Genomic DNA, 26,580 nt, shown 5'->3' on the forward strand with positions numbered 1-26,580 from the left:
TTTTTATTCTTTATCTAATTTATATTTAGAAATATCAGTTCCAAACGACAGATTCAGACTTTCCAGCAAATCATCAAGCTCGGTAAGCGATTTCTTTCCGAAGTTTCTGAATTTCAGCAAATCCGTCTTGTTGAATTGTACCAAGTCACCAAGAGTCTCTACATCTGCAGCCTTCAGACAGTTGAGGGCACGTACAGAGAGATCCATATCAACGAGCTTGGTCTTCAGCAACTGACGCATGTGCAATACTTCTTCATCAAACTCTTCATTGCCGTCAACATCATTTGTTTCCAGCGTGATCTTCTCGTCAGAGAAAAGCATGAAGTGATAAATCAGAATCTTTGCAGCTTCTTTCAGGGCTTCTTTCGGATGAATGGAACCGTCGGTAGTAATCTCAAGTACCAGTTTCTCGTAGTCGGTCTTCTGCTCTACACGGAAGTTCTCTACCTGATACTTCACATTACGTATCGGAGTATAAATAGAATCGATAGGAATTACGTTCACATCGGTGCAATATTCGCGGTTTTCGTCAGCAGGAACATAACCACGACCTTTGTTGATCGTAATATCTATCTGCATAGTCGACTTTGAATCTAAATGACAAATAACTAATTCAGGATTTAACACTTCAAATCCAGTCAAATACTTACCTATGTCACCTGCTTTAAATTCACTTGAATTCTCGACTGTAATACTTACTTTCTCACTCTCGAATTCTTCAACTACTTGCTTGAATCTCACTTGTTTCAGATTCAAGATAATGTTAGTAACATCCTCTTTTGCCCCCGGAACACTGGAAAATTCATGCTCAACACCGTCTATCTTGATAGTAGTGATAGCAAAACCTTCCAATGAAGAAAGCAGGATGCGGCGCAGTGCATTACCCACGGTAATACCGAAACCGGGCTCCAACGGACGAAATTCGAATTTTCCGAATCTAGAGTCCGCTTCCAACATTAATACTTTATCAGGTTTTTGAAATGCTAATATCGCCATGAAATTAATTATTATTTAGAATACAATTCTACGATCAAATGCTCTTTAATGTTTTCAGGAATGTCTGCTCTTTCAGGTACATGCAGCAATTTGCCTACCTTAGAGTTATCATCCCATTCCAACCAAGGATATTTGCTATGGTTAAAGCCAGCCAGTGAATTAGCGATAACTTCCAATGATTTGGATCTTTCACGAACACCGATCACCTGACCCGGTTTCACTGCATAAGAAGGAATATTCACAACCTCACCGTCTACAGTAATGTGCTTGTGGCTCACCAACTGACGAGCAGCTGCGCGAGTAGGAGCAATACCCAAACGGAATACGATATTGTCAAGGCGACCCTCCAACAATTGGAGAAGGATTTCACCAGTAATACCTTTAGCAGTCTCAGCCTTCTCAAACAAGTTGCGGAATTGTTTTTCCAAAACGCCATAAGTATATTTGGCTTTCTGTTTCTCACGAAGTTGAACACCGTATTCAGAAGTCTTTCTCTTTCTGGAATTACCGTGCTGTCCGGGAGGATAGTTCTTCTTTGACAATACTTTATCTGCTCCAAAGATACCTTCACCGAATTTACGGGCTATTCTTGATTTTGGTCCAGTATATCTAGCCATTTCTTTTAAATATTTAATTGTTTATTCATGAACTTGGGTTTGTTGCAGCCGCGATTGCAGAGAGAAAGTTTACAATCCAATAACAAAATCAAGTCTCACTTCTATTAAAGGTAAATTTTAAACTCTACGTCTTTTCGGAGGACGACAACCGTTGTGCGGAAGCGGAGTTACGTCAATGATTTCAGTAACCTCGATACCTGCACCGTGGATAGTTCTAATAGCAGACTCACGTCCGTTACCCGGGCCCTTCACATATGCTTTTACCTTTCTCAAGCCAAGATCGTATGCTATCTTAGCACAATCTTGAGCAGCCATCTGTGCTGCGTAGGGAGTGTTCTTCTTTGAACCTCTAAAACCCATCTTTCCGGCAGAAGACCAAGAAATGATCTGACCTTCGCTATTTGCCAGAGAAACAATAATGTTGTTAAAAGATGAATGAACATGCAACTGTCCATTAGCATCAACCTTCACATTTCTCTTTTTTGCTGCAACTGTTTTTTTTGCCATATCAACAATTATTATTTAGTAGCTTTTTTCTTATTAGCAACGGTTTTCTTTCTACCCTTACGAGTACGGGCATTGTTCTTTGTGCTCTGACCTCTTACTGGAAGACCAATACGATGACGAACACCACGATAGCAACCGATATCCATTAAACGCTTAATGTTCAATTGAACTTCAGAACGAAGATCACCTTCAACCTTATACTCTGCACCAATGATCTCACGAATCTTGGCAGCCTGATCATCCGTCCAGTCTTTTACTTTCAGGTCTCTGTCAACACCTGCTTTATCCAAAATTTTTGCTGAACTACTACGACCTATACCATATACATAGGTCAACGCAACTTCACCTCTCTTGTTTTGAGGCAAATCGACACCAACTATTCTTATAGCCATATACTAAATTATTTTTTTTGCAAAAATAATAATATTATCCTTGACGTTGTTTATACTTAGGATTTTTCTTGTTAATAACATACAAACGGCCATTACGTCTAACGATCTTACACTCTGGCGTACGTTTCTTTAAGGATGCTCTTACTTTCATATCTTAATTTTATTTATATCTAAATACAATTCTTCCTTTCGATAAATCGTAAGGAGACATTTCGACTCTTACTTTATCCCCTGGCAGGATTTTGATGTAATGCATCCGCATCTTACCGGAAATATGTGCAGTAATCTCATGTCCGTTTTCTAATTCAACACGAAACATTGCATTAGACAATGCTTCAACTATAACTCCATCTTGTTCTATTGCAGATTGCTTTGCCATATTAATTTCTTAAATTGCTTTATCTCCTAATACTTCTTCAATGAACTCGAATGATGACAATATATCAGCTTCACCAGTGCCGACTGCTATCGTATGTTCAAAATGAGCTGCACACTTGCGGTCTTTTGTCCTCACCGTCCAGCCATCACGCTCCATGAGTATTTGTCGGTTACCTAAAGTTATCATCGGTTCAATGGCAATGCACAAGCCTTTCTTCAGCATTGTCCCATAACCACGCTTTCCGTAATTGGGAACCTGAGGATCTTCATGCATTTCCTTGCCTATTCCGTGACCCACAAACTCACGCACCACACCATAAGAATTAGATTCGCAGTGCTGCTGTATCGCATAACCGATATCACCCAACCGCTTGCCGTGAACGGCATTCTGTATCCCTATGTACAATGCTTCTTTAGTAACCTTCAGTAATTTGCGGACTTCTTCGTCAACTTCACCTACACAAAACGTATAGGCTGAGTCGCCACAAAAGCCATTCATGTAAGTACCACAATCAACAGACACGATATCACCATCTTTCAGTACCACATCATCTCCCGGAATACCATGTACCACCTGGTCATTTACAGATGTGCAAATAGAAGCTGGAAACGGATCGCCATATTGATTAGGAAAACCTTTAAAGGTTGGAACAGCACCATTGTCTCTGATGAACTCTTCCGCCACCCTATCCAGCTCTTTTGTTGTCACTCCGGGCTTTATAACCTTAGCTATCTCAGCCAACGTCTTTCCAACAAGCAAATTACTCTTGCGGAGCAGCTCTATTTCATCTTCTGTTTTAAGAAATATCATTCTTCAAAAAAGATTAATATGCAGCTACATTACCACTGCGGCCTTTAATACGTCCGGATTTCAGCAAACCGTCATAGTGTCTCATCAACAAATGACTTTCTACCTGCTGGAGAGTATCAAGCACCACACCCACAAGGATTAACAAAGATGTACCGCCAAAGAATTGAGCAAACTCAGCTTTCACACCGAATATACCGGCAAACGCAGGCATAATGGCAACCAAGGCCAAGAAGAAAGAACCAGGCAAAGTAATACGCGACATAATCACGTCAATATACTCAGCAGTTTGCTTTCCTGGCTTGATACCCGGAATAAAACCATTGTTTCTCTTCATATCTTCAGCCATCTGAGTCGGGTTAATAGTAATTGCAGTATAGAAATACGTAAACAATATAATCAACACTGCAAAAATCAAATTATACCAAAAGCTTGTATGATCAGTCAATGCACGTACGAAACCACTTGCATCATTTACATTTGAGAACCCAACAAGAGTGATAGGAATAAACATGATAGCCTGAGCAAAAATGATAGGCATCACGTTAGCAGCATTCACCTTCAAAGGAATATACTGTCTAGCACCGCCATATTGCTTGTTACCCACGATCTTCTTCGCATATTGTACAGGAATCTTTCTAGTTCCCTGCACCAAAAGAATAGCGAATGCAATAACAACCAGCAGAACAACAAGCTCAATCAAGAACATTACCAGACCACCAGTCTTGTCCGTCATACGGGAAATCAATTCCTGGAATAAGGACTGTGGCAGACGGGCGATGATACCAATCATGATAATCAGCGAAATACCATTACCGATACCCTTATCCGTAATTCTCTCACCAAGCCACAAAATAAACATACTTCCAGCCGCTAAAATAATGGTAGAAGTAAACATAAACAGAGTCCAATCTAATGAAGCATTTAAAGAAGGACCAGCCTGCATCTTAAGATTGAGCAAATAAGAAGGAGCCTGAACCAAAAGAATAAGAATCGTCAGATAACGAGTATATTGATTCATTTTTCTTCTACCACTCTCACCTTCGCGCTGCAATTTCTGGAAATACGGAACCGCAATACCCAGCAACTGAATCACAATGGAGGCAGAGATGTACGGCATGATACCCAATGCAAAAATAGAGGCATTGGAAAATGCTCCTCCGGAAAACATATTTAACAAGGCTAAAAGACCTTCGCTTGTCTGTTGATGCAATTGTGTCAGCATTGACGGATTGATACCCGGCAAAACGACATACGAACCAAAACGGTAGATTGCCACAAACAATATGGTAATGAGGATCCGTTGTCTCAGATCCTCAATTTTCCATATATTCTTTAATGTTTCAATAGCTTTTCTCATTGAATTAGAGTTTTACTACTTGTCCACCAGCAGCTTCGATGGCAGCAACAGCAGTCTTAGAAAATGCATGTGCTTGTACATCCAACTTAGCAGTCAAAGTTCCGTTACCTAATACTTTTACCAACTGGCTTGCAGAAATGAAACCAGCAGCAATGAAGTCACTGATACCTACAGTCTGCAAGTTCTTTGCTTCAGCCAATTTCTGAATTGTATCCAAGTTGATAGCCTTATACTCTACACGATTGATATTTTTAAAGCCAAACTTAGGTACACGACGTTGAAGAGGCATCTGACCACCTTCAAAACCGATTTTCTTAGAGTATCCAGATCTTGATTTAGCTCCTTTATGACCTCTAGTAGAAGTACCTCCCAAGCCAGAACCCGGACCACGTCCAATTCTCTTTCTTGTTTTAGTAGATCCCTCTGCAGGTTTTAAATTACTTAAGTTCATATTGTAATTCGTTTTATATTCAACAAATAATTACTTAACAATGGTAACCAAGTGTTTAACCTTATCCACCATTCCAAGAATTGAAGGAGTGCATTCGTGTTCAACCACACGATTCAACTTATGAAGTCCCAGTGCATCGAGAGTTCTCTTCTGATCAGCAGGAGCACCAATTCTACTTTTAACTTGTTTAATCTTTATAGTCGACATATTCTTCCTCCTTATCCTCTAAATACTTTTTCCATACTAACTCCTCTGTTCTGGGCAACCATACGAGCATCGCGCATTTCACTCAATGCCAAGATAGTAGCCTTTACCAAGTTGTGCGGGTTGGAAGAACCTTTTGACTTAGCCAAAACGTCTGTTACACCAACACTTTCCAATACGGCACGCATTGCACCGCCAGCAACAACACCAGTACCGTGAGAAGCCGGTTTAATAAATACTTCAGCGCCACCGAACTTTGCAGACTGTTCGTGAGGAACTGTACCTTTCAGTACAGGCACTCTTGTCAGGTTTTTCTTTGCAGATTCAACACCTTTGGCAATAGCAGCGGTTACTTCACCAGCTTTACCAAGGCCCCAACCGATGATGCCTTCTTCGTTTCCTACTACCACAATAGCAGAGAAACTAAAAGTTCTACCACCTTTGGTTACTTTGGTTACACGATTAATAGCAACCAATCTGTCTTTCAGCTCTATATCGTTTGTAATCTTAACTCTATTATTAAGTCCTGCCATAATGATTAAAATTTAAGTCCACCGTTACGGGCAGCATCAGCCACCTCTTTTACTCTCCCATGATACAAGTAACCATTACGGTCGAAAACAACAGTAGTAATACCTGCTTCCTGAGCTTTTTTCGCAATCAGTTCACCTACTTTAGCAGCTTGTTCCTTCTTAGGCATTTTTTCAGTCATACCCAACGAAGAAGCGGCAGCCAATGTCTTACCGGACAAGTCATCGATAATCTGAACATAGATTTGCTTGTTACTTCTAAATACACTCATACGCGGGCATTCAGTAGTACCTGAAATTTTGTTGCGTACTCTATATTTGATCTTAATTCGTCTTTCTATTTTTGTTGTCATAATAATATCAATTTAAATGATTATTTAGCACCAGCTGATTTACCAGACTTTCTACGAATTTCTTCGCCAACAAACTTAATACCCTTACCCTTATACGGTTCAGGCTTACGGAAAGAACGTATTTTAGAGCAAACTTGACCAAGTAACTGCTTGTCGCAAGATTCCAATATAATCAAAGGATTCTTGTTTCTTTCAGACTTAGTCTCAACTTTAACTTCAGGAGGCAACTGTATAAAGATACTGTGAGTATAACCTAAAGCCAGTTCAATGATATTTCCCTGGTTAGAGGCACGGTAACCTACACCGACAAGTTCCAATTCTTTCTTATATCCTTCTGATACACCAACAACCATGTTGTGCACCAATGAACGGTATAATCCATGGAATGCATGCTTTTGCTTGGGGTTATCCAGCATTGCATTTTCATTCTCAGCCAAAACAACATGACCGTCTTCGATGGTAACATTGATAGCAGGATTTACATATTGGCTCATTTCGCCTTTGGGTCCCTTAACGGTAACCACGTCATCTTTCAGAGTAACTGTTACTCCAGCGGGAATACTAATGGGTAATTTTCCTATTCTTGACATTGCTAATTCCTCCTATTAATATACATAACACAAAACTTCACCACCAATCTTCAGTTCAGCGGCTTCTTTGTTGGTCATTACACCCTTGGAAGTAGATATTATAGCAATACCCAAACCATTAATAACACGCGGCATGTCTTTATAACCGGTATATTGACGCAAACCCGGAGAAGAGATTCTCTCCAGCTTCTTGATTGCGTTAACCTTGTTTACCGGATCATACTTCAAGGCAACTTTGATTGTACCTTGAGGACCATCTTCTACAAACTTATAATTAAGAATGTAGCCCTTTTCAAAAAGAATCTTAGTGATTTCTTTTTTCAAATTAGAAGCCGGAACTTCCACAACTCTGTGCTTCGCTTGAATAGCGTTCCGCAACCTCGTCAAATAATCTGCTATTGGATCAGTCATATAAAAAATAAATTAAATTAATCAGGCCTACCCTGACAATATTTAAAAACAATAATTACCAGCTTGCTTTCTTTACACCGGGAATAAGACCGTTAGAAGCCATCTCACGGAACTGGATTCTGGAGATGCCAAACTGACGGATATATCCTTTGGGACGACCTGTCAGCTTGCAACGGTTGTGCATGCGAATCGGGTTAGAATTTTTAGGCAAATCCTGCAATTTCTGTGCAGCTTCAAAAGCTTCAGCAGGATCACCGGTTCTAACGATTTGCTTCAACGCAGCTCTTTTCTCGGCATATCTGGCTACTAATTTAGCACGCTTTACTTCGCGTGCTTTCATTGATTCCTTTGCCATATTATCAATCTTTTTTAGCGTTTTTAAACGGTAAACCGAATTCTTTCAACAAGGCATACCCTTCTTCATCTGTTTGCGCAGAGGTTACAAAGGTAATATTCATTCCGAGAATTCTAGTAATACTATCGATATTAATTTCAGGGAAAATGATTTGTTCCTGAATACCAAGGGTATAGTTACCCTTACCATCGAACTTACTTTCAATACCCTTGAAGTCGCGGATACGAGGCAGAGCTACACGAACCAACTTTTCAAGGAATTCGTACATTCTCTCACGACGCAGAGTTACCATAACGCCAATCGGCATTTTCTTACGCAACTTAAAGTTTGCAATATCCTTACGAGAAATGGTTGCCACGGCTTTCTGGCCAGTGATAGTAGTCATTTCATTAATTGCCACTTCAATAATCTTCTTGTCGGCAACAGCCATACCCAGACCCTGATTGATAACAATCTTCTTAAGTACGGGTATCTGCATAGAAGAAGAATACTGGAACTGTGATTTCAATGCAGGCGCAATACGCTCTGCATATTCTTTCTTAAGGCTAGCAGTATTACTCATTACTTAATCTCCTCTCCTGATTTTTTAGAATAACGCACTAAAGTGCCTTCAGCACTTACTTTTCTACCAACACGCGTTGCTTTGCCAGTCTTTGGATCAACGGGGTTCAAGTTTGACAAGTGGATAGAAGCTTCTTGCTTCACAATACCACCTTGCGGGTTCTTAGCATTCGGTTTTGTGCTCTTAGACACCATGTTGATACCTTCAACGATTGCGCGGTTTTTATCAACAAGAACCTTCAATACACGACCAGTCTTACCCTTGTCTTCACCGGAGTTTACATAAACTGTATCGCCTTTTTTAATATGTAATTTACTCATTACTCAAATCTTTTACAATATTAAAGTACTTCAGGAGCGAGTGACACAACTTTCATGTTAGTAGCACGAAGTTCACGAGCTACCGGACCGAAAATACGACTACCTCTAATTTCACCTGCATTGTTCAACAACACGCAAGCATTATCATCAAAACGTATGTAAGAGCCATCAGCACGACGGATTTCTTTCTTAGTACGTACGATCAAAGCTTTAGACACTGCACCTTTTTTAATATCACTTGAAGGGATAACGCTCTTAACAGAAACGACAATCACGTCCCCTACTGAAGCATAGCGACGACCTGTACCACCCAAAACGCGGATACAGAGAGCCTCTTTTGCCCCACTATTATCACATACTGTAAGTCTGGATTCTACTTGTATCATAATTACTTAGCTCTTTCAATTATTTCTACCAATCTCCATCTCTTAGTCTTGCTCAAAGGACGAGTTTCCATGATGTGTACAGTATCGCCGATATTGCACTCATTCTTTTCATCATGAGCATGGTACTTCTTCGTCTTGCTAACGAACTTACCATATATGGGGTGTTTCTCCTTAAACTTAGCTGCTACTGTAATGGTCTTATCCATCTTGTTGCTCAGCACAACCCCAGTTCTTTCTTTTCTTAAATTTCTTGCTTCCATCAAGCTCATCATTTATTGTTAAGTTCTCTTTGGCGTAATTCAGTCTTCATACGCGCAATAGTCCTGCGTAATTGTTTGATCTGAGCAGGATTATCCAAAGGAGAAATAGAATGATTTAAAATCACTTGGTTGTAATTAGCTACTTCTGCTTCAACTCTTTCTACCAAGTCACTGGTAGGCATCTCTTTAATTTCTGCTGTTTTCATACTTCTTACGCATTTTGATTTTGAATATCATAATCACGTCTAACCACAAACTTAGTTGTGATAGGAAGCTTCTGTGCAGCCAAGCGCAAAGCTTCTTTAGCGATTTCATAAGATACTCCTTCGGCTTCGATAATAATTCTACCCGGTGTAACAGGCGCTACGAATCCTTCCGGCGCACCCTTACCCTTACCCATACGCACATCAGCAGGCTTTCTGGTGATAGGTTTGTCGGGGAAAATACGAATCCAAATCTGTCCTTGACGTTGCATATATCTTGTCACTGCAATACGCGCAGCTTCAATCTGACGGCCTGTAATCCATTTCGTTTCCAAGGCCTTAATACCAAAAGATCCGAAAGCCAACTGGTTTCCTCTTTGGGCATTACCCTTTTGACGGCCTTTTTGTTGTCTTCTGAATTTTGTTTTTTTCGGTTGTAACATAATTCCTAAAAATCAAATTCGTTAGCGATTATTTTTCTTTCTTTTGAAGTTCTTTCCGCCATTGTTTCCGCTATTGCTTCCACGACCACTTTCCTTGCTTTGCGTAAAGTTCGGAGCCAACTCCTTCTTACCATAAACTTCACCTCTACAAATCCAAACTTTAATGCCGAGAAGACCAACCTTAGTCAATGCTTCTGCATGACAATAGTCGATATCTGCTCTGAAAGTGTGCAACGGAGTTCTTCCTTCCTTATACATTTCAGAACGGGCCATTTCTGCACCATTCAAACGTCCTGAAATCTGAATCTTGATACCTTCCGCACCCATACGCATTGTATTGGCAATAGCCATCTTGATGGCACGACGGTAGGCTATTTTGCCTTCAACCTGACGGGCAATGTTGTTAGCCACGATAACAGCATCCAACTCTGGTCTCTTAACTTCGAAGATATTAATCTGAATATCCTTATCAGTAACCTTCTTCAACTCCTCTTTCAACTTGTCAACTTCTTGGCCACCTTTGCCGATAATGATACCCGGACGTGCAGTACAAACGGTAATAGTCACGAGTTTCAGTGTACGTTCAATTACAATTCTTGACACACTAGCCTTTGCCAGACGAGCGTTCAAATATTTACGAATCTTGCTATCTTCCAGCAGAGAATCGCCGTAATTCTTTCCACCATACCAATTGGAATCCCATCCTCTGATAATTCCTAAACGGTTGCTTATTGGATTAACTTTTTGTCCCATTTACCTTAATTTTGATCTTCGTTATTACTTTTAGAACCAACGAACAACGTTACGTGGTTTGAACGTTTACGAATTCTGTAACCTCTACCCTGCGGAGCCGGTCTCATTCTTTTGAGTGTAGCACCACCATCAACAAAAATCTTGGTTACGAACAGCTCGCCACTTTCAGCTTTACGTTCGTTTTTCTGCTCCCAGTTAGCAATTGCAGAGCGCAGCAACTTTTCCACTCTTGCGGCAGCCTCTTTTGAAGAGAACTTCAAAACGCCGAGTGCTCTGTTCACCTCCATCCCGCGAATCATGTCAGCCACGAGACGCATTTTACGGGGGGAAGTAGGAACATTTTGCAATTTCGCAAAATACATGGTCTTAAGGGCTTCTTTTCTTTTTTCAGCCGATATTTTTTTTCTTGCTCCCATTATATTATTACTTTATTATTTCAGATAAATCCTGTTTTATTTTTTCTTGTTACCAGCGTGTCCTCTGAAAGTACGAGTTGGAGCAAATTCGCCCAACTTGTGTCCTACCATATTTTCGGTAACATAAACAGGAATAAATTTATTTCCGTTGTGAACTGCAACAGTATGGCCTACGAAATCAGGCGAAATCATTGAAGCTCTGGCCCAGGTCTTAACTACCACTTTCTTGCCCGATTCATTCATGGCAAGCACTTTCTTCTCAAGCTTAACGTTAATATACGGACCTTTTTTTAATGAACGACTCATAATTTACTCAATTAATCAGATTACTTCTTTCTTCTCTCAATAATATACTTAGACGATTGTTTCTTCGGAGCTCTTGTCTTAAGACCCTTAGCGTACAATCCCTTACGAGATCTCGGGTGTCCTCCTGAAGCACGTCCTTCACCACCACCCATCGGGTGATCAACCGGGTTCATAACAACACCACGGTTACGCGGACGACGTCCTAACCAACGAGAACGTCCAGCTTTACCTGAACTTTCCAATCCATGATCTGAGTTACCTACACTACCAATAGTAGCCTTACAAGTACTGAGGATCTGACGAACCTCACCTGAAGGCAACTTGATAACGCAGTACTTACCTTCTCTAGAAGTCAACTGAGCGAAGTTACCAGCCGAGCGAACCAAGGCAGCGCCTTGTCCCGGACGTAATTCGATGTTGTGAATTACAGTACCGACCGGAATATTCTGAAGCGGAAGTGCGTTTCCGATTTCCGGAGCGGCAGTCTCACCTGACATCAAAGTCGTACCAACTTGCAATCCATTGGGAGCAATAATATATCTTTTTTCTCCATCTGCATAAAACAACAAAGCGATACGAGCCGAACGATTCGGATCGTATTCAATTGTTTTAACCACTGCAGGCACACCGTCTTTATTTCTCTTGAAATCTACGATACGAATAATCTTCTTACTACCGCCACCGATGTAGCGCATAGTCATCTTACCTTCGTTGTTACGACCACCTGAAGATTTCTTACCAAATACAAGAGACTTTTCTGGTACCCGTGCAGTAATCTCTTCGTAAGTACCAATAATTTTATGTCTTTGCCCCGGTGTTGTGGGCTTAAATTTACGTACTGCCATTTTTATTAAATATTGCTATAAAAATCAATAGTATCTCCTTCTTTCAACGTAACGATAGCCTTCTTGAACGCATTCGTACGTCCGTTGATGATACCGGCACGAGTATAGCGGCTCTTGTTTTTGCCGGCATACTTCATTGTATTCACATCAACTACTGTAACGTTGTAAAGGGCTTCAACTTCCTTCTTAATTTCCAGTTTATTAGCTTCAGGACGCACGATAAAGCCGAAACGATTATTCGTCTTATCAGTAATTGCAGTCATCTTCTCTGTCACTAACGGTTTAATAATAATTCCCATTATTTAAGCCTCCTTTTTACATTAAGATATTGTCGATAGCAGAAAGTGCACTTTCAGCAAACACAACGACCCCAGCGTCCAATACTCTGTAAGTATTTAACCCTGAGATAGTCTGCACATTAGCACCCTTCACATTACGAGCCGACAAATATACGTTTTTATTTGCTTCTGGTAAAATCACAAGCAGCTTTTTGTCAGAAACTTTAAGATTTTTTGTCATTGCAACAAAATCTTTAGTCTTCGGAGCTTCAAAAGAGAAGTCTTCTACTACTACAACTGCGTTGTTCTGAGCCTTGTATGACAAAGCTGACTTACGAGCCAGAGCCTTTACTTTTTTGTTTAATTTGAAGTAGTAATCTCTCGGTTTCGGACCGAATACGCGTCCACCACCAACAAGTACCGGTGAGTTCATGTCACCACGACGTGCACCACCACCACCTTTCTGGCGACCGATTTTACGAGTAGAACCACTGATTTCGCTTCTTTCCTTTGACTTGTGTGTACCCTGACGCTGGTTAGCCATAAACTGTTTAACATCCAAGTAGATAGCGTGGTCGTTGGGCTCAATTCCGAAGATAGACTCGTTTAACGTAATCTTTCTCCCAGTGTCTTCACCTTTAATGTTATATACGTTAACTTCCATTATTTCTCAATTATTACGATTGAACCTTTGCAACCAGGAACAGATCCCTTAATCAAAAGAAGATTGTGCTCCGCGATTACCTTTAATACCTGCAGGTTTTGAACAGTTACTCTGTCGCCACCAAGCTGTCCGCCCATGCGCATTCCTTTGAATACTTTTGCAGGGTAAGAACAAGCACCGATAGAACCCGGCTTACGAGCGCGGTTGTGCTGACCGTGAGTAGTCTGGCCTACACCACCAAAACCATGGCGTTTTACTACACCCTGGAAACCTTTACCCTTAGAAGTACCTACAACGTCAACAAAAGTTGCGTCATTGAACAGTTCTACGGTAACAGTGTCACCCAGATTCAACTCTGTTTCAAATTCTTTGAACTCAGCCAAGTGTTTCTTGGGAGTTACTCCAGCTTTCTTAAAGTGCCCCATCAAAGGCTTTGTAGTGTGCTTCTCCTTCTTGTCCTGGAAGCCCAGCTGAACAGCTTCATAACCGTCCTTTTCTACAGTTTTCACTTGAGTAACAACACAAGGACCTGCTTCGATAACAGTGCATGGTACATTCTTACCCTCGGCACTGAAAACGGATGTCATTCCGATTTTTTTTCCTAATAATCCTGGCATTTCACTTAATTTTTAATACTTACACTTTGATTTCTACTTCCACACCACTCGGCAACTCCAACTTCATCAGAGCATCTACTGTCTTAGCTGTTGAGCTATAGATGTCAATCAGTCTCTTGTAAGAAGAGAGTTCGAATTGTTCACGCGACTTCTTGTTAACGAAAGTCGAACGGTTCACGGTAAAGATACGCTTGTGCGTAGGAAGAGGAATCGGACCGCTAACGATGGCGCCCGTTGTCTTCACCGTTCTTACAATCTTCTCAGCTGACTTGTCAACCAAGTTGTGGTCGTAAGATTTCAGTTTGATTCTAATTTTTTGACTCATTACTGTCTTTAATTATTAAATAGTTATATAAGATGAAGTTCCGCAGGCTAAGAGTCATTCGCTAGCCTACGGGACTTCAAGTTTTTTTTAGATTAAGTCAGTACGACCTTTTACTTCCTCCAATACTGCCTTGGCAATAGAGTTGGAAACCTGGGCGTGGTGAGAGTATACCATTGAAGAGGTTGCACGACCAGAAGTGATGGTACGCAATGCTGTTACGTAACCGAACATTTCTGCCAGCGGAACCATTGCCTTCACGATACGTGCACCGGAACGGCTGGATTCCATACCTTCCACCTGGCCACGACGCTTGTTCAAGTCACCGATAACGTCACCCATGTTCTCTTCCGGAGTAACAACTTCCAGCTTCATGATAGGCTCCATCAGCACCGGACCTGCCTTAGCACAAGCATTCTTATATGCCTGGATAGCACAGATTTCGAATGACAACTGGTCAGAGTCAACCGGGTGGAAAGAACCGTCAATCAAGGTTACTTTCAGTGAATCCAACGGATAACCTGCCAACACACCATTCTTCATGGCAGTAGTGAAGCCCTTCTGTACAGACGGGATAAATTCCTTAGGAATGTTACCACCCTTCACTTCGTCGACGAATTGCAATCCGCCTTCCTTGAAGTCTTCATCAACCGGGCCGATGTTCACGATAATATCAGCGAACTTACCACGACCACCGGACTGCTTCTTGTAAACTTCACGCAAGTTGACTGTCTTAGTGATAGCTTCCTTATAGTTAACCTGAGGCTTACCCTGGTTACATTCAACCTTGAACTCACGTTTCAGACGGTCGATAATAATATCCAAGTGAAGCTCGCCCATACCAGAGATAACTGTCTGACCAGTCTGTTCGTCAGTCTTAACTGTGAACGTCGGGTCTTCTTCAGCCAGCTTAGCCAGACCATTTGACAGTTTATCCATATCCTTCTGAGTCTTAGGCTCAACTGCGATACCGATAACCGGTTCCGGAAAGTCCATAGATTCCAATACAATCGGTGCAGTTTCGTCACACAATGTATCACCAGTATGTATATCCTTGAAACCTACGCCAGCACCAATATCACCAGCACCGATAACTTCTACCGGATTCTGCTTGTTAGAATGCATCTGGAACAAACGGGACACACGCTCCTTCTTCCTTGAACGGGAATTATAAATATAAGAACCCGCTTCAATTTTTCCTGAATAAACACGGAAGAAAGTCAGACGACCGACATACGGGTCAGTAGCAATCTTAAATGCCAAAGCAGATGTTTTTTCATCATCATCCGGCTTACGATCTTCCTCCAAACCAGTATCAGGATTAGTTCCTATGATATTCGGAGTATCCAACGGAGAAGGCAAGAATGCACAAACATAGTCAAGCAAAGTCTGTACACCTTTGTTCTTGAATGAAGATCCACACAGCATCGGAACAACAGCCATCTGTACTGTTGCGTTACGAAGAGCTCTCAAAACCTCTTCTTCTGTAATAGTAGAAGGATCATCGAAATATTTCTCCATCAAGGCATCGTCAAACTCAGCTACTTTTTCGAGCATCTTATCTCTCCATTCATTGGCTTCGTCTACTAAATTGGCAGGAATTTCCTCCACCGTATAGTCAGCCCCCATTGTCTCATCATGCCAATAGATAGCTTTCATTTTAATAAGGTCAACCAACCCCTTGAAAGTTTCTTCAGCGCCAATAGGGATAACGATAGGACATGGATTAGCACCCAAAACGTCCTTCATTTGGCGAACTACTTCGAAGAAGTCTGCACCGGAACGGTCCATTTTATTAACATAACCGATACGTGGCACATTGTACTTGTCTGCTTGACGCCAAACTGTTTCAGATTGCGGTTCAACGCCACCAACTGCACAATAAGCAGCGACAGCACCGTCCAACACACGTAAAGAGCGTTCTACCTCAGCAGTAAAGTCCACGTGTCCCGGAGTATCAATCAAATTGATTTTATAAGTATTACCGGCATATTTCCAACGAGTGGTAGTAGCAGCAGAAGTGATAGTGATACCACGTTCTTGTTCTTGCTCCATCCAGTCCATTGTAGCGGCACCATCGTGTACCTCACCGATTTTGTGGGTCAAACCCGTGTAAAACAAAATACGTTCAGAAGTCGTTGTCTTTCCGGCATCGATGTGGGCCATGATACCGATATTACGTGTCAAATGTAAATCATGCTTTGCCATTTTCTAATTCCCTTACTTTAAGTTTTTTAATCTTCTAATTGGTTAGTCTCTTATAGTATTAGAATCTGAAATGAGCAAATGCACGGTTAGCTTCTGCCATTCTATGCATATCTTCTTTACGTTTGTAAGCACCGCCCTGTTCATTGAAAGCATCCATGATTTCGGCAGCCAGCTTATCAGCCATTGATTTACCGCCACGCTTACGTGCAAAGATAATCAAGTTCTTCATGGAAATTGATTCCTTACGGTCAGCACGGATTTCTGTAGGAACCTGGAAAGTAGCACCACCCACACGGCGAGACTTAACTTCCACTTGAGGAGTCACATTATCCAGAGCTTTTTTCCAGATTTCAAGAGCGGATTTCTCTTCGTTCTGCATTTTGTTCTTCACTGTTTCCAACGCAGCATAGAAGATTTCATAAGAAGTGTTCTTCTTTCCATCGTACATCAAGTGATTCACGAACTTGGAAACTTTTACATCATTGAACACGGGATCCGGAAGGATAACGCGTTTTTTTGGTTTTGCTTTTCTCATTTGTCTGAAAGAATAATGTTTTTCGTTCTTGGTTGTTTACTTCTGTCTTCTTCAACTCTCCCTCCGGAGAATTTACTCAACCTTTAGCATTTCCAACAAACTAAAACGTAAGTTATTACTTTAAATTTTCCTATTTTGGGAATCAGGCCACCAGATTATTTCTTCTTAGCAGGAGCTGCTTGACCCGGTTTCGGACGTTTTGCGCCGTATTTGGAACGTCTTTGTGTACGACCTGCAACACCTGCAGTATCCAAAGTACCACGTACGATGTGATAACGCACACCCGGAAGGTCTTTTACACGACCACCACGTACCAACACGATAGAGTGTTCCTGCAAGTTGTGACCTTCTCCCGGAATATAAGAGTTCACCTCTTTACCATTGGTCAAACGTACACGAGCTACTTTACGCATAGCTGAATTCGGCTTCTTCGGAGTGGTTGTATACACTCTCACGCAAACGCCACGTCTTTGAGGACAAGAGTCCAAGGCTGGAGACTTTGATTTCTCCACCAGCACTTCGCGTCCTTTTCTTACTAATTGCTGAATTGTAGGCATTTTAATTGTTTTTAGTTATATATTATTGTTTATATTAATTCAAAACTATACACTTTTGGGCTGCAAAGATACTAATAAGTTTTGAATAATCAATGCACTACAAGTTTTTTTTTGATTTTACGCTTCACCCTTGATGTTGGGAAGAGGCGGAAATGTTTGTTCGTCCGGCATGCGAATCAGTCCGAAAGCGCGTTCATATTTCCCAATATTCTCTTCGAGTGCACGCAGCAAACGCTTGGCATGTTCGGGTGCCAAAACTATGCGCGATTGCACGCCAGCCTTTGGCATTCCAGGCATCACGCGGATAAAGTCGAGAATAAATTCCGAACTGGAATGAGTTATAATAGCCAAATTGGCATATGTACCTTGCGCCACTTCTTCCTTCAATTCTATCTGGAGTTGACCGTTGTTGTTTTCTTGATTTTCCATGTTGCACAATTGTTTTTAAAATGTTCTTAAAAGATAGACCAAAAGTACTCTTTTTTTTCGGATGATATACATTTAAATTCAAAAAGACACATAATAATCCGTTCTGAAAAAGGAGCAAGCCACTGCAACCGTTTTGCAGTAGCACTGTAACAAACATACAGAAGCATTGCAGTACAGAAGGAAGAGGCAAAGATAAAACAGAGAGGGAATACTCCTTCTTATAGGATATTCCCTCTCTATTTAATAGAATTATATTGACGTTGTAAGGCTATCCCTCTACTTTCTCGTCTACAGCATAATCAAGTACCGTCTTCTTGTTGGCAAGCATACGGTCGTACTCTTCTTTGGAGCCAACGATAATCTTCTCGAACTCGCGTTGTCCGGTACCGGCAGGAATCAGGTGACCGCAAATTACGTTCTCCTTCATACCTTCCAGACGGTCCACCTTTCCGTTGATGGCAGCCTCGTTCAGTACCTTCGTCGTTTCCTGGAAGGAAGCAGCCGACATGAAGCTTGAAGTCTGCAATGCAGCACGGGTGATACCTTGAAGAATCTGAGTAGAAGTCGCAGGTACAGCGTCGCGCACTTCCACGGGTTTCAAGTCGCGGCGTTTCAACATGGAGTTCTCGTCACGCAGCTTGCGGGCCGTCACAATCTGGCCAGCCTGCAGACTCTGGGAATCTCCAGCATCCACTACCACCTTCTTTCCCCAGATACGGTCGTTCTCTTCCATGAATTCCATCTTGTCAACAACTTGCTGTTCCAGGAAGCGGGTATCACCTGGCTCGTCGATTTCCACCTTGCGCATCATCTGACGAACGATGATTTCAAAGTGCTTATCATTAATCTTCACACCCTGCAGACGGTAAACGTCCTGAACCTCGTTCACAATATATTCCTGCACGGCCGTAGGACCTTTGATAGCCAGGATGTCCGCAGGTGTGATAGCACCGTCAGACAACGGAGTACCGGCACGTACATAGTCGTTCTCCTGAACCAGAATCTGCTTGGACAACGGTACGAGGTACTTCTTCACTTCACCGGTCTTGGAAGTAACGATGATTTCGCGATTACCGCGTTTCACCTTACCCATGGTAACCTCACCGTCGATTTCTGAAACCACAGCGGGATTAGACGGGTTACGTGCCTCGAACAACTCAGTGACACGGGGAAGACCACCCGTGATATCACCCGCTTTACCTACGGCACGCGGAATCTTCACGATAACTTCACCGGCCTTTACCTTCTGACCGTCTTCAACCACTACGTGGCCACCTACTGGCAAGTTGTATGTACGGATCAGTTCGCCGTCTTCTGTCATGATGTGTGCGGTAGGCACCTTCGTCTTATCCTTAGACTCAATGATGATGATTTCGCGCAAACCGGTAGATTCATCAGACTCTACCTTATAAGTCACGTTTTCAATAACGCCTTCAAATTCAATCTTACCGGTAGCTTCGGTAATGATAACCGCGTTGAACGGGTCCCAACGGGCAATCATCTTGCCTTTCTCTACCATTTCACCATCGGCTGCATAGAGCGTAGAACCGTAGGGTACATTATGAGTGGAAAGCACAATACCTGTGTTGACATCCACGAAACGCACTTCGGCCAAACGGCCTACCACTACCTTTGCCGGTTCGCCTGCTTCGTCGATAACGTCTACCGTACGGAGTTCTTCGAATTCCAGACGGGCAGGATTCTTGGCCACGATGCTTGCGTTGGCAGCAATATTGGCTGCCGTACCACCGGCATGGAATGTACGCAGTGTCAACTGTGTACCCGGCTCACCGATAGACTGTGCAGCGATTACGCCGACTGCCTCGCCCTTCTGAACCATACGGCTGGAAGCCAGGTTACGTCCGTAACACTTGGCACAAACACCTTTCTTGGATTCGCAGGTCAATACAGAACGGATTTCAACGCTCTCGATTGGAGAGTCTTCAATGCGTTGTGCAATGTCCTCGGTAATTTCCTCACCGCCGGCCACAATCAGTTCGCCAGTTGTAGGATGAACAATATCATGTACGGATACACGACCCAGGATACGTTCATACAGAGTGGCAATGGTTTCATCATTGTTCTTCAGTGCCGTACAAACCAATCCGCGGAGCGTGCCGCAGTCTTCTTCATTAATAATCACATCATGCGATACGTCAACCAGACGACGGGTCAGGTATCCGGCATCGGCCGTCTTCAAAGCGGTATCGGCAAGACCCTTACGGGCACCGTGGGTAGAGATAAAGTACTCCAACACGGACAGACCTTCCTTAAAGTTAGAAAGAATCGGGTTTTCGATAATCTGACCGCCTTCGGCACCTGCTTTCTGGGGCTTCGCCATCAAACCACGCATACCGGAGAGCTGACGAATCTGTTCCTTAGAACCACGGGCACCGGAATCCAGCATCATGTATACAGAGTTGAAACCCTGGTCGTCGCTTGAAATGGTTTTCATCAGGATGTTGGACAACTCAGAGTTCACGTGCGTCCAGATATCGATTACCTGGTTGTAACGCTCGTTGTTCGTGATGAAACCCATGTTATAGTTATTGATTACCTGCTCTACTTCATCATAACCTTTCTGTACTAATGCTTCCTTCTCTTCCGGGATAATGATATCGCCCAAGTTGAACGACAAACCACCCTTGAAGGCCATGTAATAACCGAGGTTCTTGATTCCGTCGAGGAAGTCGGCTGCCTTGGCAACACCACACACCTTGATTACGTGACTGATGATGTCTCGGAGTGACTTCTTGGAGATAATCGTATTGATATATCCTGCTTCTGCCGGAACAATTTCGTTGACAATGACACGGCCCACGGAGGTATCGTGCATCATCTTGTCCACAATGTTACCATTCTCGTCAACGTCTTTCACTATTACGCTTACCGGAGCATGGATGTCGCACTTACCTTCATTGTAGGCAATCAGCGCTTCCTCAGGACCGTAGAATGTCAGGCCTTCACCCTTGGCACCCTTGCGCAGCTTCGTAATATAGTACAGACCAAGTACCATATCCTGAGCAGGCACAGTGATAGGAGCACCGTTGGCAGGGTTCAATATATTGTGTGACTGGAGCATTAGCATCTGTGCTTCCAGAATCGCTTCGTTGCTCAACGGCAAGTGCACGGCCATCTGGTCACCGTCGAAGTCGGCATTGAACGCCGTACATGCCAACGGGTGCAGCTGGATTGCCTTACCTTCAATCATTTTAGGCTGGAATGCCTGGATACCCAGACGGTGAAGTGTCGGGGCACGGTTCAACAGCACCGGATGCCCCTTCATCACGTGTTCCAAAATGTCCCAGATAACGGGTTCCTTGCGGTCTACAATCTTCTTGGCGCTCTTTACCGTCTTCACGATACCACGCTCAATGAGCTTACGAATGATGAACGGCTTGTAAAGCTCGGCTGCCATCAGTTTAGGGATACCGCATTCGCCCATCTTCAGCTCCGGACCTACAACGATTACAGAACGTGCGGAATAGTCGACACGCTTACCCAACAAGTTCTGACGGAAACGTCCTTGCTTACCCTTCAAACTGTCGGAAAGTGACTTCAACGGACGGTTAGCGTCGGTCTTCACTGCACTCGATTTACGGGAGTTATCAAACAGAGAGTCGACAGCTTCCTGCAACATACGTTTTTCATTACGCAAAATCACTTCAGGAGCTTTGATTTCAATCAATCTCTTCAGACGGTTGTTACGGATGATGACACGACGGTAAAGGTCATTCAAGTCAGAAGTTGCGAAACGGCCGCCATCCAATGGGACCAACGGACGAAGTTCGGGTGGAATAACCGGTACAATGCGTACAATCATCCACTCGGGCTTGTTGCGTCCGCGTGATGCACGGAACGACTCAACTACCTGAAGACGTTTCAGAGCTTCGGTCTTGCGTTGCTGTGAAGCATCGCTTCCGGCACGGTTACGCAGTTCGTAAGACAAAGAGTCAAGGTCGAGGCGTGACAGCAAATCGTAGATAGCTTCCGCGCCCATCTTGGCAATGAACTTATTGGGATCTGAATCTTCGAGGAACTGGTTGTCTTTCGGCAACTTTTCCAGCAAGTCCAGGTATTCTCCTTCTTCAAGCAAGTCATACTGTGCCACTTCATCGGACAGTACACCCGGCTGAATGACAACATAACGCTCGTAATAGATAATGGCATCCAGCTTCTTGGTGGGCAAGCCCAACAAGTAACCGATTTTGTTGGGAAGTGAACGGAAGTACCAGATGTGAGCCACGGGCACAACGAGCTGGATGTGTCCCATACGCTCACGGCGCACTTTCTTTTCAGTCACTTCCACACCACAACGGTCGCAGACGATGCCTTTGTAACGGATACGCTTGTACTTACCGCAATGGCACTCGTAATCCTTGATAGGACCAAAGATGCGCTCGCAGAACAATCCGTCGCGTTCGGGCTTATACGTACGATAGTTGATGGTTTCAGGCTTTAAAACTTCACCACTCGAATTCTCAAGGATTTCCTCAGGAGAAGCCAAACCGATAGAGATTTTCGAGAAATTACTCTTTATCTTGTTATCTTTTCTAAAAGCCATAAATTTATTTAATTGATAATTGACAATGGAAAATTGAAATTGAAAAACTGAAAACCGATAATTGAGAATGGTAACTTGCATTATCCACTCTCAATTATCAATTATCCATTATTCTAAGTTGATGCTCAAGCCCAAACCTCTCAACTCGTGCAGCAATACGTTCAGTGACTCGGGGATACCCGGAGCAGGCATCGGTTCACCCTTCACGATTGCTTCATAAGCCTTGGAACGTCCTACAACGTCATCAGACTTGATAGTCAGGATTTCCTGCAGAATGTGTGCGGCACCGAACGCTTCGAGTGCCCAAACTTCCATTTCTCCAAAACGCTGACCACCGAACTGTGCCTTACCACCCAACGGCTGTTGCGTAATGAGTGAGTACGGACCGATGGAACGTGCGTGCATCTTGTCTTCAACCATGTGACCGAGCTTCAGCATGTAAGTCACACCTACCGTAGCCTGCTGCTCGAATGCTTCACCGGTACCACCATCATACAGCGTTGTCTTGCCGTAGCGAGGCAAGCCGGCCTTATCGGTCCATTCGTTCAAATCGTCCAAAGATGCACCGTCAAAGATAGGAGTGGCAAACTTCACGCCCAGGTTTTTTCCGGCACGCCCGAGAACGGCCTCGAATATCTGACCGATGTTCATACGTGAAGGCACACCCAACGGATTCAGCACGATGTCTACCGGAGTACCGTCAGCAAGGAACGGCATGTCTTCCTGGCGTACCACACGGGAAACAATACCCTTGTTACCGTGACGACCGGCCATCTTGTCACCGACACCAATCTTACGTTTCTTGGCAATGTATACCTTGGCCATCTGAATGATACCTGCGGGCAACTCGTCACCGATAGTGATGGCGAACTTCTTGCGTTTCAGCTCGGCATCGAGTTCCTTGTACTTCTTGATGAAGTTCATCACCAATGCACGAATCAGTCCGTTGGTATGTTCATCCTTCGTCCAGTTGCTCAACTGAACAGCGGTGAAGTCCAAATCGCTGAAGTCGGAAGCAGAGAATCTGGCGCCTTTGGAAATAATGTCGGCACCCATGTAATCCTTCACACCTTCCGATGTATAATTTTCTGTAAGCTTCAACAGCTTGTTTATCAACACTTTCTTGAGGTCACCAATCTTAGCGTCGAACTCATCGTCAATCTTCGGTAACAGAGCCTTGTCGGCCAGCTTGGAGCTGCGGGTCTTGACAACACGGGAGAACAGACGCTTACCGATAACAACACCCTTCAAAGAAGGAGAGGCTTTCAAAGAAGCATCCTTCACATCACCGGCCTTGTCACCGAAGATGGCACGGAGCAGTTTCTCTTCCGGAGAAGGATCCGATTCACCCTTCGGAGTAATCTTACCGATAAGGATATCACCCGGTTCGATGCGGGCACCCACACGAACAATACCGTTTTCGTCAAGGTCTTTAGTCGCTTCCTCACTTACGTTAGGAATGTCAGAGGTCAACTCTTCCATACCACGCTTCGTTTCGCGAACTTCCAAAGAATATTCTTCTACGTGTACAGAGGTCAAAAGGTCCTCACGAACCACACGTTCATTCAGTACGATAGCATCCTCATAGTTATAGCCCTTCCACGGCATGTAAGCAACCAGCAGGTTCTTACCCAGTGCAAGTTCTCCGTCTTCGGTTGAATAACCTTCCGTCAGGATTTGACCTGCAGTCACGCGCTGACCCTTCTCGCAAATCGGACGGAGGTCAATCGTCATATTCTGGTTGGTACGGCGCCACTTCGGGATATTATATTCTTTCAATGCAGGCTCGAAGCTTACGAACTCTTCCTCCTCCGTACGGTCGTACAGAATACGGATAGTCGTTGCATCCACGAATTCAACCACACCGTCACCCTCGGCAGTAATCTGCGTACGAGAATCGCGTGCCAGCTGGCGTTCGATACCGGTACCTACAATCGGAGCTTCGCTCTTCAATAAAGGAACAGCCTGGCGCATCATGTTTGATCCCATCAATGCACGGTTGGCGTCATCATGCTCCAAGAACGGAATCAAAGAAGCCGCAATAGAAGCAATCTGCTGGGGAGATACGTCCATCAATTCCACCTCGGAAGGAGGAACCACCGGATAGTCGGCATCCTGACGGGATTTTACTTTATCACGTACAAAAGTACCGTCATCGTTCAAAGGAGCATTACCCTGAGCAATAATCTTGGCTTCCTCTTCTTCTGCGGTGAGGTAAACCAAACCTTCGTCAGAAAGATCAACCTTACCCTCTGCCACCTTGCGGTACGGAGTTTCAATGAAGCCAAGCTCGTTGATTTTCGCGAACACACAGAGTGAAGAAATCAAACCGATGTTCGGACCTTCAGGAGTCTCGATAGGACAAAGACGTCCGTAGTGAGTATAGTGTACGTCACGAACCTCGAAGCCTGCACGCTCGCGTGACAGACCGCCGGGACCCAGGGCAGACATACGGCGTTTGTGAGTAATCTCGGCCAGCGGGTTGGTCTGGTCCATGAACTGTGACAAAGCATTCGTTCCAAAGAATGAATTGATAACGGAAGAGATTGTCTTGGCGTTAATCAGGTCAATCGGAGTAAAGACTTCATTGTCACGGACGTTCATACGCTCGCGGATAGTACGCGACATACGTGCCAGACCGATGGCAAACTGATTGGACAACTGTTCGCCCACTGTACGCACACGACGGTTGCTCAAGTGGTCGATATCGTCCACATCCGCTTTCGAGTTAATCAACTCGATGAGATATTTGATAATTTCGATAATATCTTCCTTGGTAAGGACACGCACGTCCATATCGGTCGTCAAGTTCAACTTTCTGTTGATACGATAACGGCCTACATCACCCAGGTCATATCTCTTCTCTGAGAAGAACAGGTTATTGATAACCTCGCGTGCACTGGCATCATCGGCAGGGTCTGCATTACGCAACTGGCGGTAGATGTAGAGTACAGCTTCTTTTTCCGAGTTACTCGGATCCTTCTGCAGAGTATTATATATGATAGAATAGTCAGACTGGTTCGGTTCTTCCTTGTGTACGAGGATATTCTGAACGCCCGACTCTAATATAATGTCAACATGTTCCGGCTCGATTACAGTTTCACGGTCAATAACGACTTCGTTACGCTCGATGGAAACAACTTCACCGGTATCTTCGTCTACAAAATCCTCAATCCATGTTTTCAACACACGTGCGGCCAACTTACGTCCCACCATCTTCTTGAGGTTCGTCTTGTTCACCTTCACGTCTTCCGCCAAATTAAAAATCTCGAGAATGTCCTTGTCATTCTCAAATCCGATGGCTCTCAGCAAAGTGGTAACTGGCAATTTCTTCTTACGGTCAATGTACGCATACATGACGTTGTTGATGTCGGTGGCAAACTCAATCCACGAACCCTTGAACGGGATGATACGGGCTGAGTACAACTTGGTACCGTTGGCATGTACGCTCTGTCCGAAGAATACGCCCGGTGAACGGTGAAGCTGGGATACAACCACACGTTCCGCACCGTTGATGACGAATGTTGCCTTATCCGTCATGTAAGGAATAGGACCGAGGAACACGTCCTGAATGACCGTGTCAAAATCTTCGTGGTCGGGGTCGGTACAATATAATTTCAATTTTGCCTTCAAAGGCACGCTATATGTAAGCCCTCGCTCTATACATTCATCAATGGTATAGCGCGGCGGATCAATATAGTAGTCCAAAAACTCAAGAACAAAATTATTTCTTGTATCGGCAATGGGGAAGTTTTCAGCAAATACTTTATACAGTCCCTCGTTCTTACGTTTCTCGGGTGGGGTGTCCAGTTGTAGAAAGTCTTTGAATGACTTCAATTGTACTTCCAGAAAATCCGGATATTCAAGCGGATTCTTAGTCGAAGCAAAATTAACTCTTTGATTTACAGTATTTGAAGACATCTGTTAATGGATTTGTAGAACTTAATTTTAAATATATAC

General features: G+C 43.5%; 35 protein-coding genes. All 35 read right to left on the minus strand.

Annotated elements, in window-relative coordinates:
* Positions 1-3: 3 nt before the first annotated feature.
* On the minus strand, positions 4-996 hold the full coding sequence (locus DWY55_RS11930) for a DNA-directed RNA polymerase subunit alpha (protein WP_005825683.1): 993 nt from the start codon (positions 994-996) through the stop codon (positions 4-6).
* 11 nt (positions 997-1,007) lie between these two features.
* Positions 1,008-1,613, minus strand: a complete 606-nt coding sequence (gene rpsD / locus DWY55_RS11935; protein ID WP_005825685.1) for a 30S ribosomal protein S4 — start codon at positions 1,611-1,613, stop codon at positions 1,008-1,010.
* Between the two features lie 117 nt (positions 1,614-1,730).
* A complete protein-coding gene (gene rpsK / locus DWY55_RS11940) occupies positions 1,731-2,120 on the minus strand; it encodes a 30S ribosomal protein S11 (protein ID WP_002558049.1) in 390 nt (129 codons plus the stop codon).
* 11 nt (positions 2,121-2,131) lie between these two features.
* On the minus strand, positions 2,132-2,512 hold the full coding sequence (rpsM, locus tag DWY55_RS11945; protein WP_004291218.1) for a 30S ribosomal protein S13: 381 nt from the start codon (positions 2,510-2,512) through the stop codon (positions 2,132-2,134).
* Positions 2,513-2,546: 34 nt separating this feature from the next.
* Entirely contained in the window at positions 2,547-2,663 is a 117-nt protein-coding gene (ykgO, locus tag DWY55_RS11950) for a type B 50S ribosomal protein L36 (protein ID WP_002558051.1), read from the minus strand.
* A gap of 9 nt (positions 2,664-2,672) precedes the next feature.
* Positions 2,673-2,891, minus strand: a complete 219-nt coding sequence (infA, locus tag DWY55_RS11955; protein WP_002558052.1) for a translation initiation factor IF-1 — start codon at positions 2,889-2,891, stop codon at positions 2,673-2,675.
* Between the two features lie 9 nt (positions 2,892-2,900).
* The gene (gene map / locus DWY55_RS11960) at positions 2,901-3,701 is read right to left on the minus strand and encodes a type I methionyl aminopeptidase (protein ID WP_005825687.1); all 801 of its coding nucleotides are present in this window, start codon (positions 3,699-3,701) and stop codon (positions 2,901-2,903) included.
* 13 nt (positions 3,702-3,714) lie between these two features.
* Positions 3,715-5,058 (minus strand): preprotein translocase subunit SecY, encoded by a 1,344-nt coding sequence (gene secY / locus DWY55_RS11965; RefSeq protein WP_005825690.1) that lies wholly within the window; start codon positions 5,056-5,058, stop codon positions 3,715-3,717.
* 4 nt (positions 5,059-5,062) lie between these two features.
* Positions 5,063-5,509 carry a 50S ribosomal protein L15 gene (gene rplO, locus DWY55_RS11970; RefSeq protein WP_005825692.1) on the minus strand — a complete coding sequence of 149 codons (447 nt, stop codon included), beginning with the start codon at positions 5,507-5,509 and terminating at the stop codon, positions 5,063-5,065.
* Positions 5,510-5,539: 30 nt separating this feature from the next.
* Positions 5,540-5,716, minus strand: coding sequence for a 50S ribosomal protein L30 (gene rpmD, locus DWY55_RS11975; RefSeq protein WP_004291222.1), 177 nt, complete (start codon positions 5,714-5,716; stop codon positions 5,540-5,542).
* Positions 5,717-5,727: 11 nt separating this feature from the next.
* A complete protein-coding gene (rpsE, locus tag DWY55_RS11980) occupies positions 5,728-6,246 on the minus strand; it encodes a 30S ribosomal protein S5 (protein WP_005825693.1) in 519 nt (172 codons plus the stop codon).
* Between the two features lie 5 nt (positions 6,247-6,251).
* Positions 6,252-6,596, minus strand: coding sequence for a 50S ribosomal protein L18 (rplR, locus tag DWY55_RS11985; RefSeq protein WP_005656518.1), 345 nt, complete (start codon positions 6,594-6,596; stop codon positions 6,252-6,254).
* Between the two features lie 20 nt (positions 6,597-6,616).
* Positions 6,617-7,186, minus strand: a complete 570-nt coding sequence (rplF, locus tag DWY55_RS11990; RefSeq protein ID WP_005825696.1) for a 50S ribosomal protein L6 — start codon at positions 7,184-7,186, stop codon at positions 6,617-6,619.
* Between the two features lie 15 nt (positions 7,187-7,201).
* Positions 7,202-7,597: a 30S ribosomal protein S8 gene (gene rpsH / locus DWY55_RS11995; protein WP_004291226.1), complete on the minus strand. Its 396-nt coding sequence runs from the start codon at positions 7,595-7,597 to the stop codon at positions 7,202-7,204.
* A 55-nt stretch (positions 7,598-7,652) separates the two neighbouring features.
* Complete coding sequence (gene rpsN, locus DWY55_RS12000; protein ID WP_005825697.1) at positions 7,653-7,952, minus strand: 30S ribosomal protein S14; 300 nt, start codon at positions 7,950-7,952, stop codon at positions 7,653-7,655.
* A gap of 4 nt (positions 7,953-7,956) precedes the next feature.
* Positions 7,957-8,514 carry a 50S ribosomal protein L5 gene (rplE, locus tag DWY55_RS12005; RefSeq protein WP_005825698.1) on the minus strand — a complete coding sequence of 186 codons (558 nt, stop codon included), beginning with the start codon at positions 8,512-8,514 and terminating at the stop codon, positions 7,957-7,959.
* Positions 8,514-8,834, minus strand: coding sequence for a 50S ribosomal protein L24 (gene rplX, locus DWY55_RS12010; RefSeq protein WP_005825699.1), 321 nt, complete (start codon positions 8,832-8,834; stop codon positions 8,514-8,516). The genes rplE and rplX overlap by 1 nt, the downstream gene beginning before the upstream one ends.
* Positions 8,835-8,854: 20 nt before the next feature.
* Positions 8,855-9,220, minus strand: coding sequence for a 50S ribosomal protein L14 (rplN, locus tag DWY55_RS12015; protein WP_005825700.1), 366 nt, complete (start codon positions 9,218-9,220; stop codon positions 8,855-8,857).
* A 2-nt stretch (positions 9,221-9,222) separates the two neighbouring features.
* Positions 9,223-9,492, minus strand: coding sequence for a 30S ribosomal protein S17 (gene rpsQ / locus DWY55_RS12020; protein WP_005825701.1), 270 nt, complete (start codon positions 9,490-9,492; stop codon positions 9,223-9,225).
* Positions 9,489-9,686 (minus strand): 50S ribosomal protein L29, encoded by a 198-nt coding sequence (gene rpmC / locus DWY55_RS12025; protein WP_005825702.1) that lies wholly within the window; start codon positions 9,684-9,686, stop codon positions 9,489-9,491. Before rpmC ends, rpsQ begins: the two co-directional genes overlap by 4 nt.
* Before the next feature lie 5 nt (positions 9,687-9,691).
* Positions 9,692-10,126 (minus strand): 50S ribosomal protein L16, encoded by a 435-nt coding sequence (gene rplP, locus DWY55_RS12030; protein ID WP_004291234.1) that lies wholly within the window; start codon positions 10,124-10,126, stop codon positions 9,692-9,694.
* Positions 10,127-10,147: 21 nt separating this feature from the next.
* Positions 10,148-10,879 (minus strand): 30S ribosomal protein S3, encoded by a 732-nt coding sequence (gene rpsC / locus DWY55_RS12035; protein ID WP_004291235.1) that lies wholly within the window; start codon positions 10,877-10,879, stop codon positions 10,148-10,150.
* A gap of 5 nt (positions 10,880-10,884) precedes the next feature.
* Positions 10,885-11,295 carry a 50S ribosomal protein L22 gene (gene rplV, locus DWY55_RS12040; RefSeq protein ID WP_004291236.1) on the minus strand — a complete coding sequence of 137 codons (411 nt, stop codon included), beginning with the start codon at positions 11,293-11,295 and terminating at the stop codon, positions 10,885-10,887.
* A 36-nt stretch (positions 11,296-11,331) separates the two neighbouring features.
* On the minus strand, positions 11,332-11,601 hold the full coding sequence (rpsS, locus tag DWY55_RS12045) for a 30S ribosomal protein S19 (protein ID WP_002558070.1): 270 nt from the start codon (positions 11,599-11,601) through the stop codon (positions 11,332-11,334).
* Between the two features lie 20 nt (positions 11,602-11,621).
* Positions 11,622-12,446, minus strand: a complete 825-nt coding sequence (gene rplB / locus DWY55_RS12050; RefSeq protein ID WP_005825705.1) for a 50S ribosomal protein L2 — start codon at positions 12,444-12,446, stop codon at positions 11,622-11,624.
* A 5-nt stretch (positions 12,447-12,451) separates the two neighbouring features.
* Positions 12,452-12,745, minus strand: coding sequence for a 50S ribosomal protein L23 (gene rplW, locus DWY55_RS12055; RefSeq protein ID WP_005825706.1), 294 nt, complete (start codon positions 12,743-12,745; stop codon positions 12,452-12,454).
* Between the two features lie 16 nt (positions 12,746-12,761).
* Positions 12,762-13,388: a 50S ribosomal protein L4 gene (gene rplD, locus DWY55_RS12060; RefSeq protein ID WP_005825707.1), complete on the minus strand. Its 627-nt coding sequence runs from the start codon at positions 13,386-13,388 to the stop codon at positions 12,762-12,764.
* Complete coding sequence (gene rplC / locus DWY55_RS12065; RefSeq protein WP_005825708.1) at positions 13,388-14,005, minus strand: 50S ribosomal protein L3; 618 nt, start codon at positions 14,003-14,005, stop codon at positions 13,388-13,390. The genes rplD and rplC overlap by 1 nt, the downstream gene beginning before the upstream one ends.
* A gap of 19 nt (positions 14,006-14,024) precedes the next feature.
* Positions 14,025-14,330 carry a 30S ribosomal protein S10 gene (rpsJ, locus tag DWY55_RS12070; RefSeq protein WP_004291244.1) on the minus strand — a complete coding sequence of 102 codons (306 nt, stop codon included), beginning with the start codon at positions 14,328-14,330 and terminating at the stop codon, positions 14,025-14,027.
* A gap of 87 nt (positions 14,331-14,417) precedes the next feature.
* On the minus strand, positions 14,418-16,535 hold the full coding sequence (gene fusA / locus DWY55_RS12075; protein ID WP_005825709.1) for an elongation factor G: 2,118 nt from the start codon (positions 16,533-16,535) through the stop codon (positions 14,418-14,420).
* Positions 16,536-16,593: 58 nt separating this feature from the next.
* Entirely contained in the window at positions 16,594-17,070 is a 477-nt protein-coding gene (rpsG, locus tag DWY55_RS12080) for a 30S ribosomal protein S7 (RefSeq protein ID WP_005825710.1), read from the minus strand.
* A 155-nt stretch (positions 17,071-17,225) separates the two neighbouring features.
* Positions 17,226-17,627 (minus strand): 30S ribosomal protein S12, encoded by a 402-nt coding sequence (gene rpsL, locus DWY55_RS12085; protein WP_005825712.1) that lies wholly within the window; start codon positions 17,625-17,627, stop codon positions 17,226-17,228.
* 117 nt (positions 17,628-17,744) lie between these two features.
* The gene (locus DWY55_RS12090; RefSeq protein ID WP_005825714.1) at positions 17,745-18,056 is read right to left on the minus strand and encodes a DUF3467 domain-containing protein; all 312 of its coding nucleotides are present in this window, start codon (positions 18,054-18,056) and stop codon (positions 17,745-17,747) included.
* A gap of 268 nt (positions 18,057-18,324) precedes the next feature.
* The gene (gene rpoC / locus DWY55_RS12095; RefSeq protein WP_008661873.1) at positions 18,325-22,620 is read right to left on the minus strand and encodes a DNA-directed RNA polymerase subunit beta'; all 4,296 of its coding nucleotides are present in this window, start codon (positions 22,618-22,620) and stop codon (positions 18,325-18,327) included.
* A gap of 108 nt (positions 22,621-22,728) precedes the next feature.
* The gene (gene rpoB, locus DWY55_RS12100; RefSeq protein ID WP_005825717.1) at positions 22,729-26,541 is read right to left on the minus strand and encodes a DNA-directed RNA polymerase subunit beta; all 3,813 of its coding nucleotides are present in this window, start codon (positions 26,539-26,541) and stop codon (positions 22,729-22,731) included.
* Between the last annotated feature and the right edge of the window lie 39 nt (positions 26,542-26,580).

This window comes from Bacteroides sp. AF25-38AC (genome assembly GCF_003602995.1).
In the GTDB taxonomy this organism is placed as follows: Bacteria; Bacteroidota; Bacteroidia; order Bacteroidales; family Bacteroidaceae; genus Bacteroides; species Bacteroides uniformis.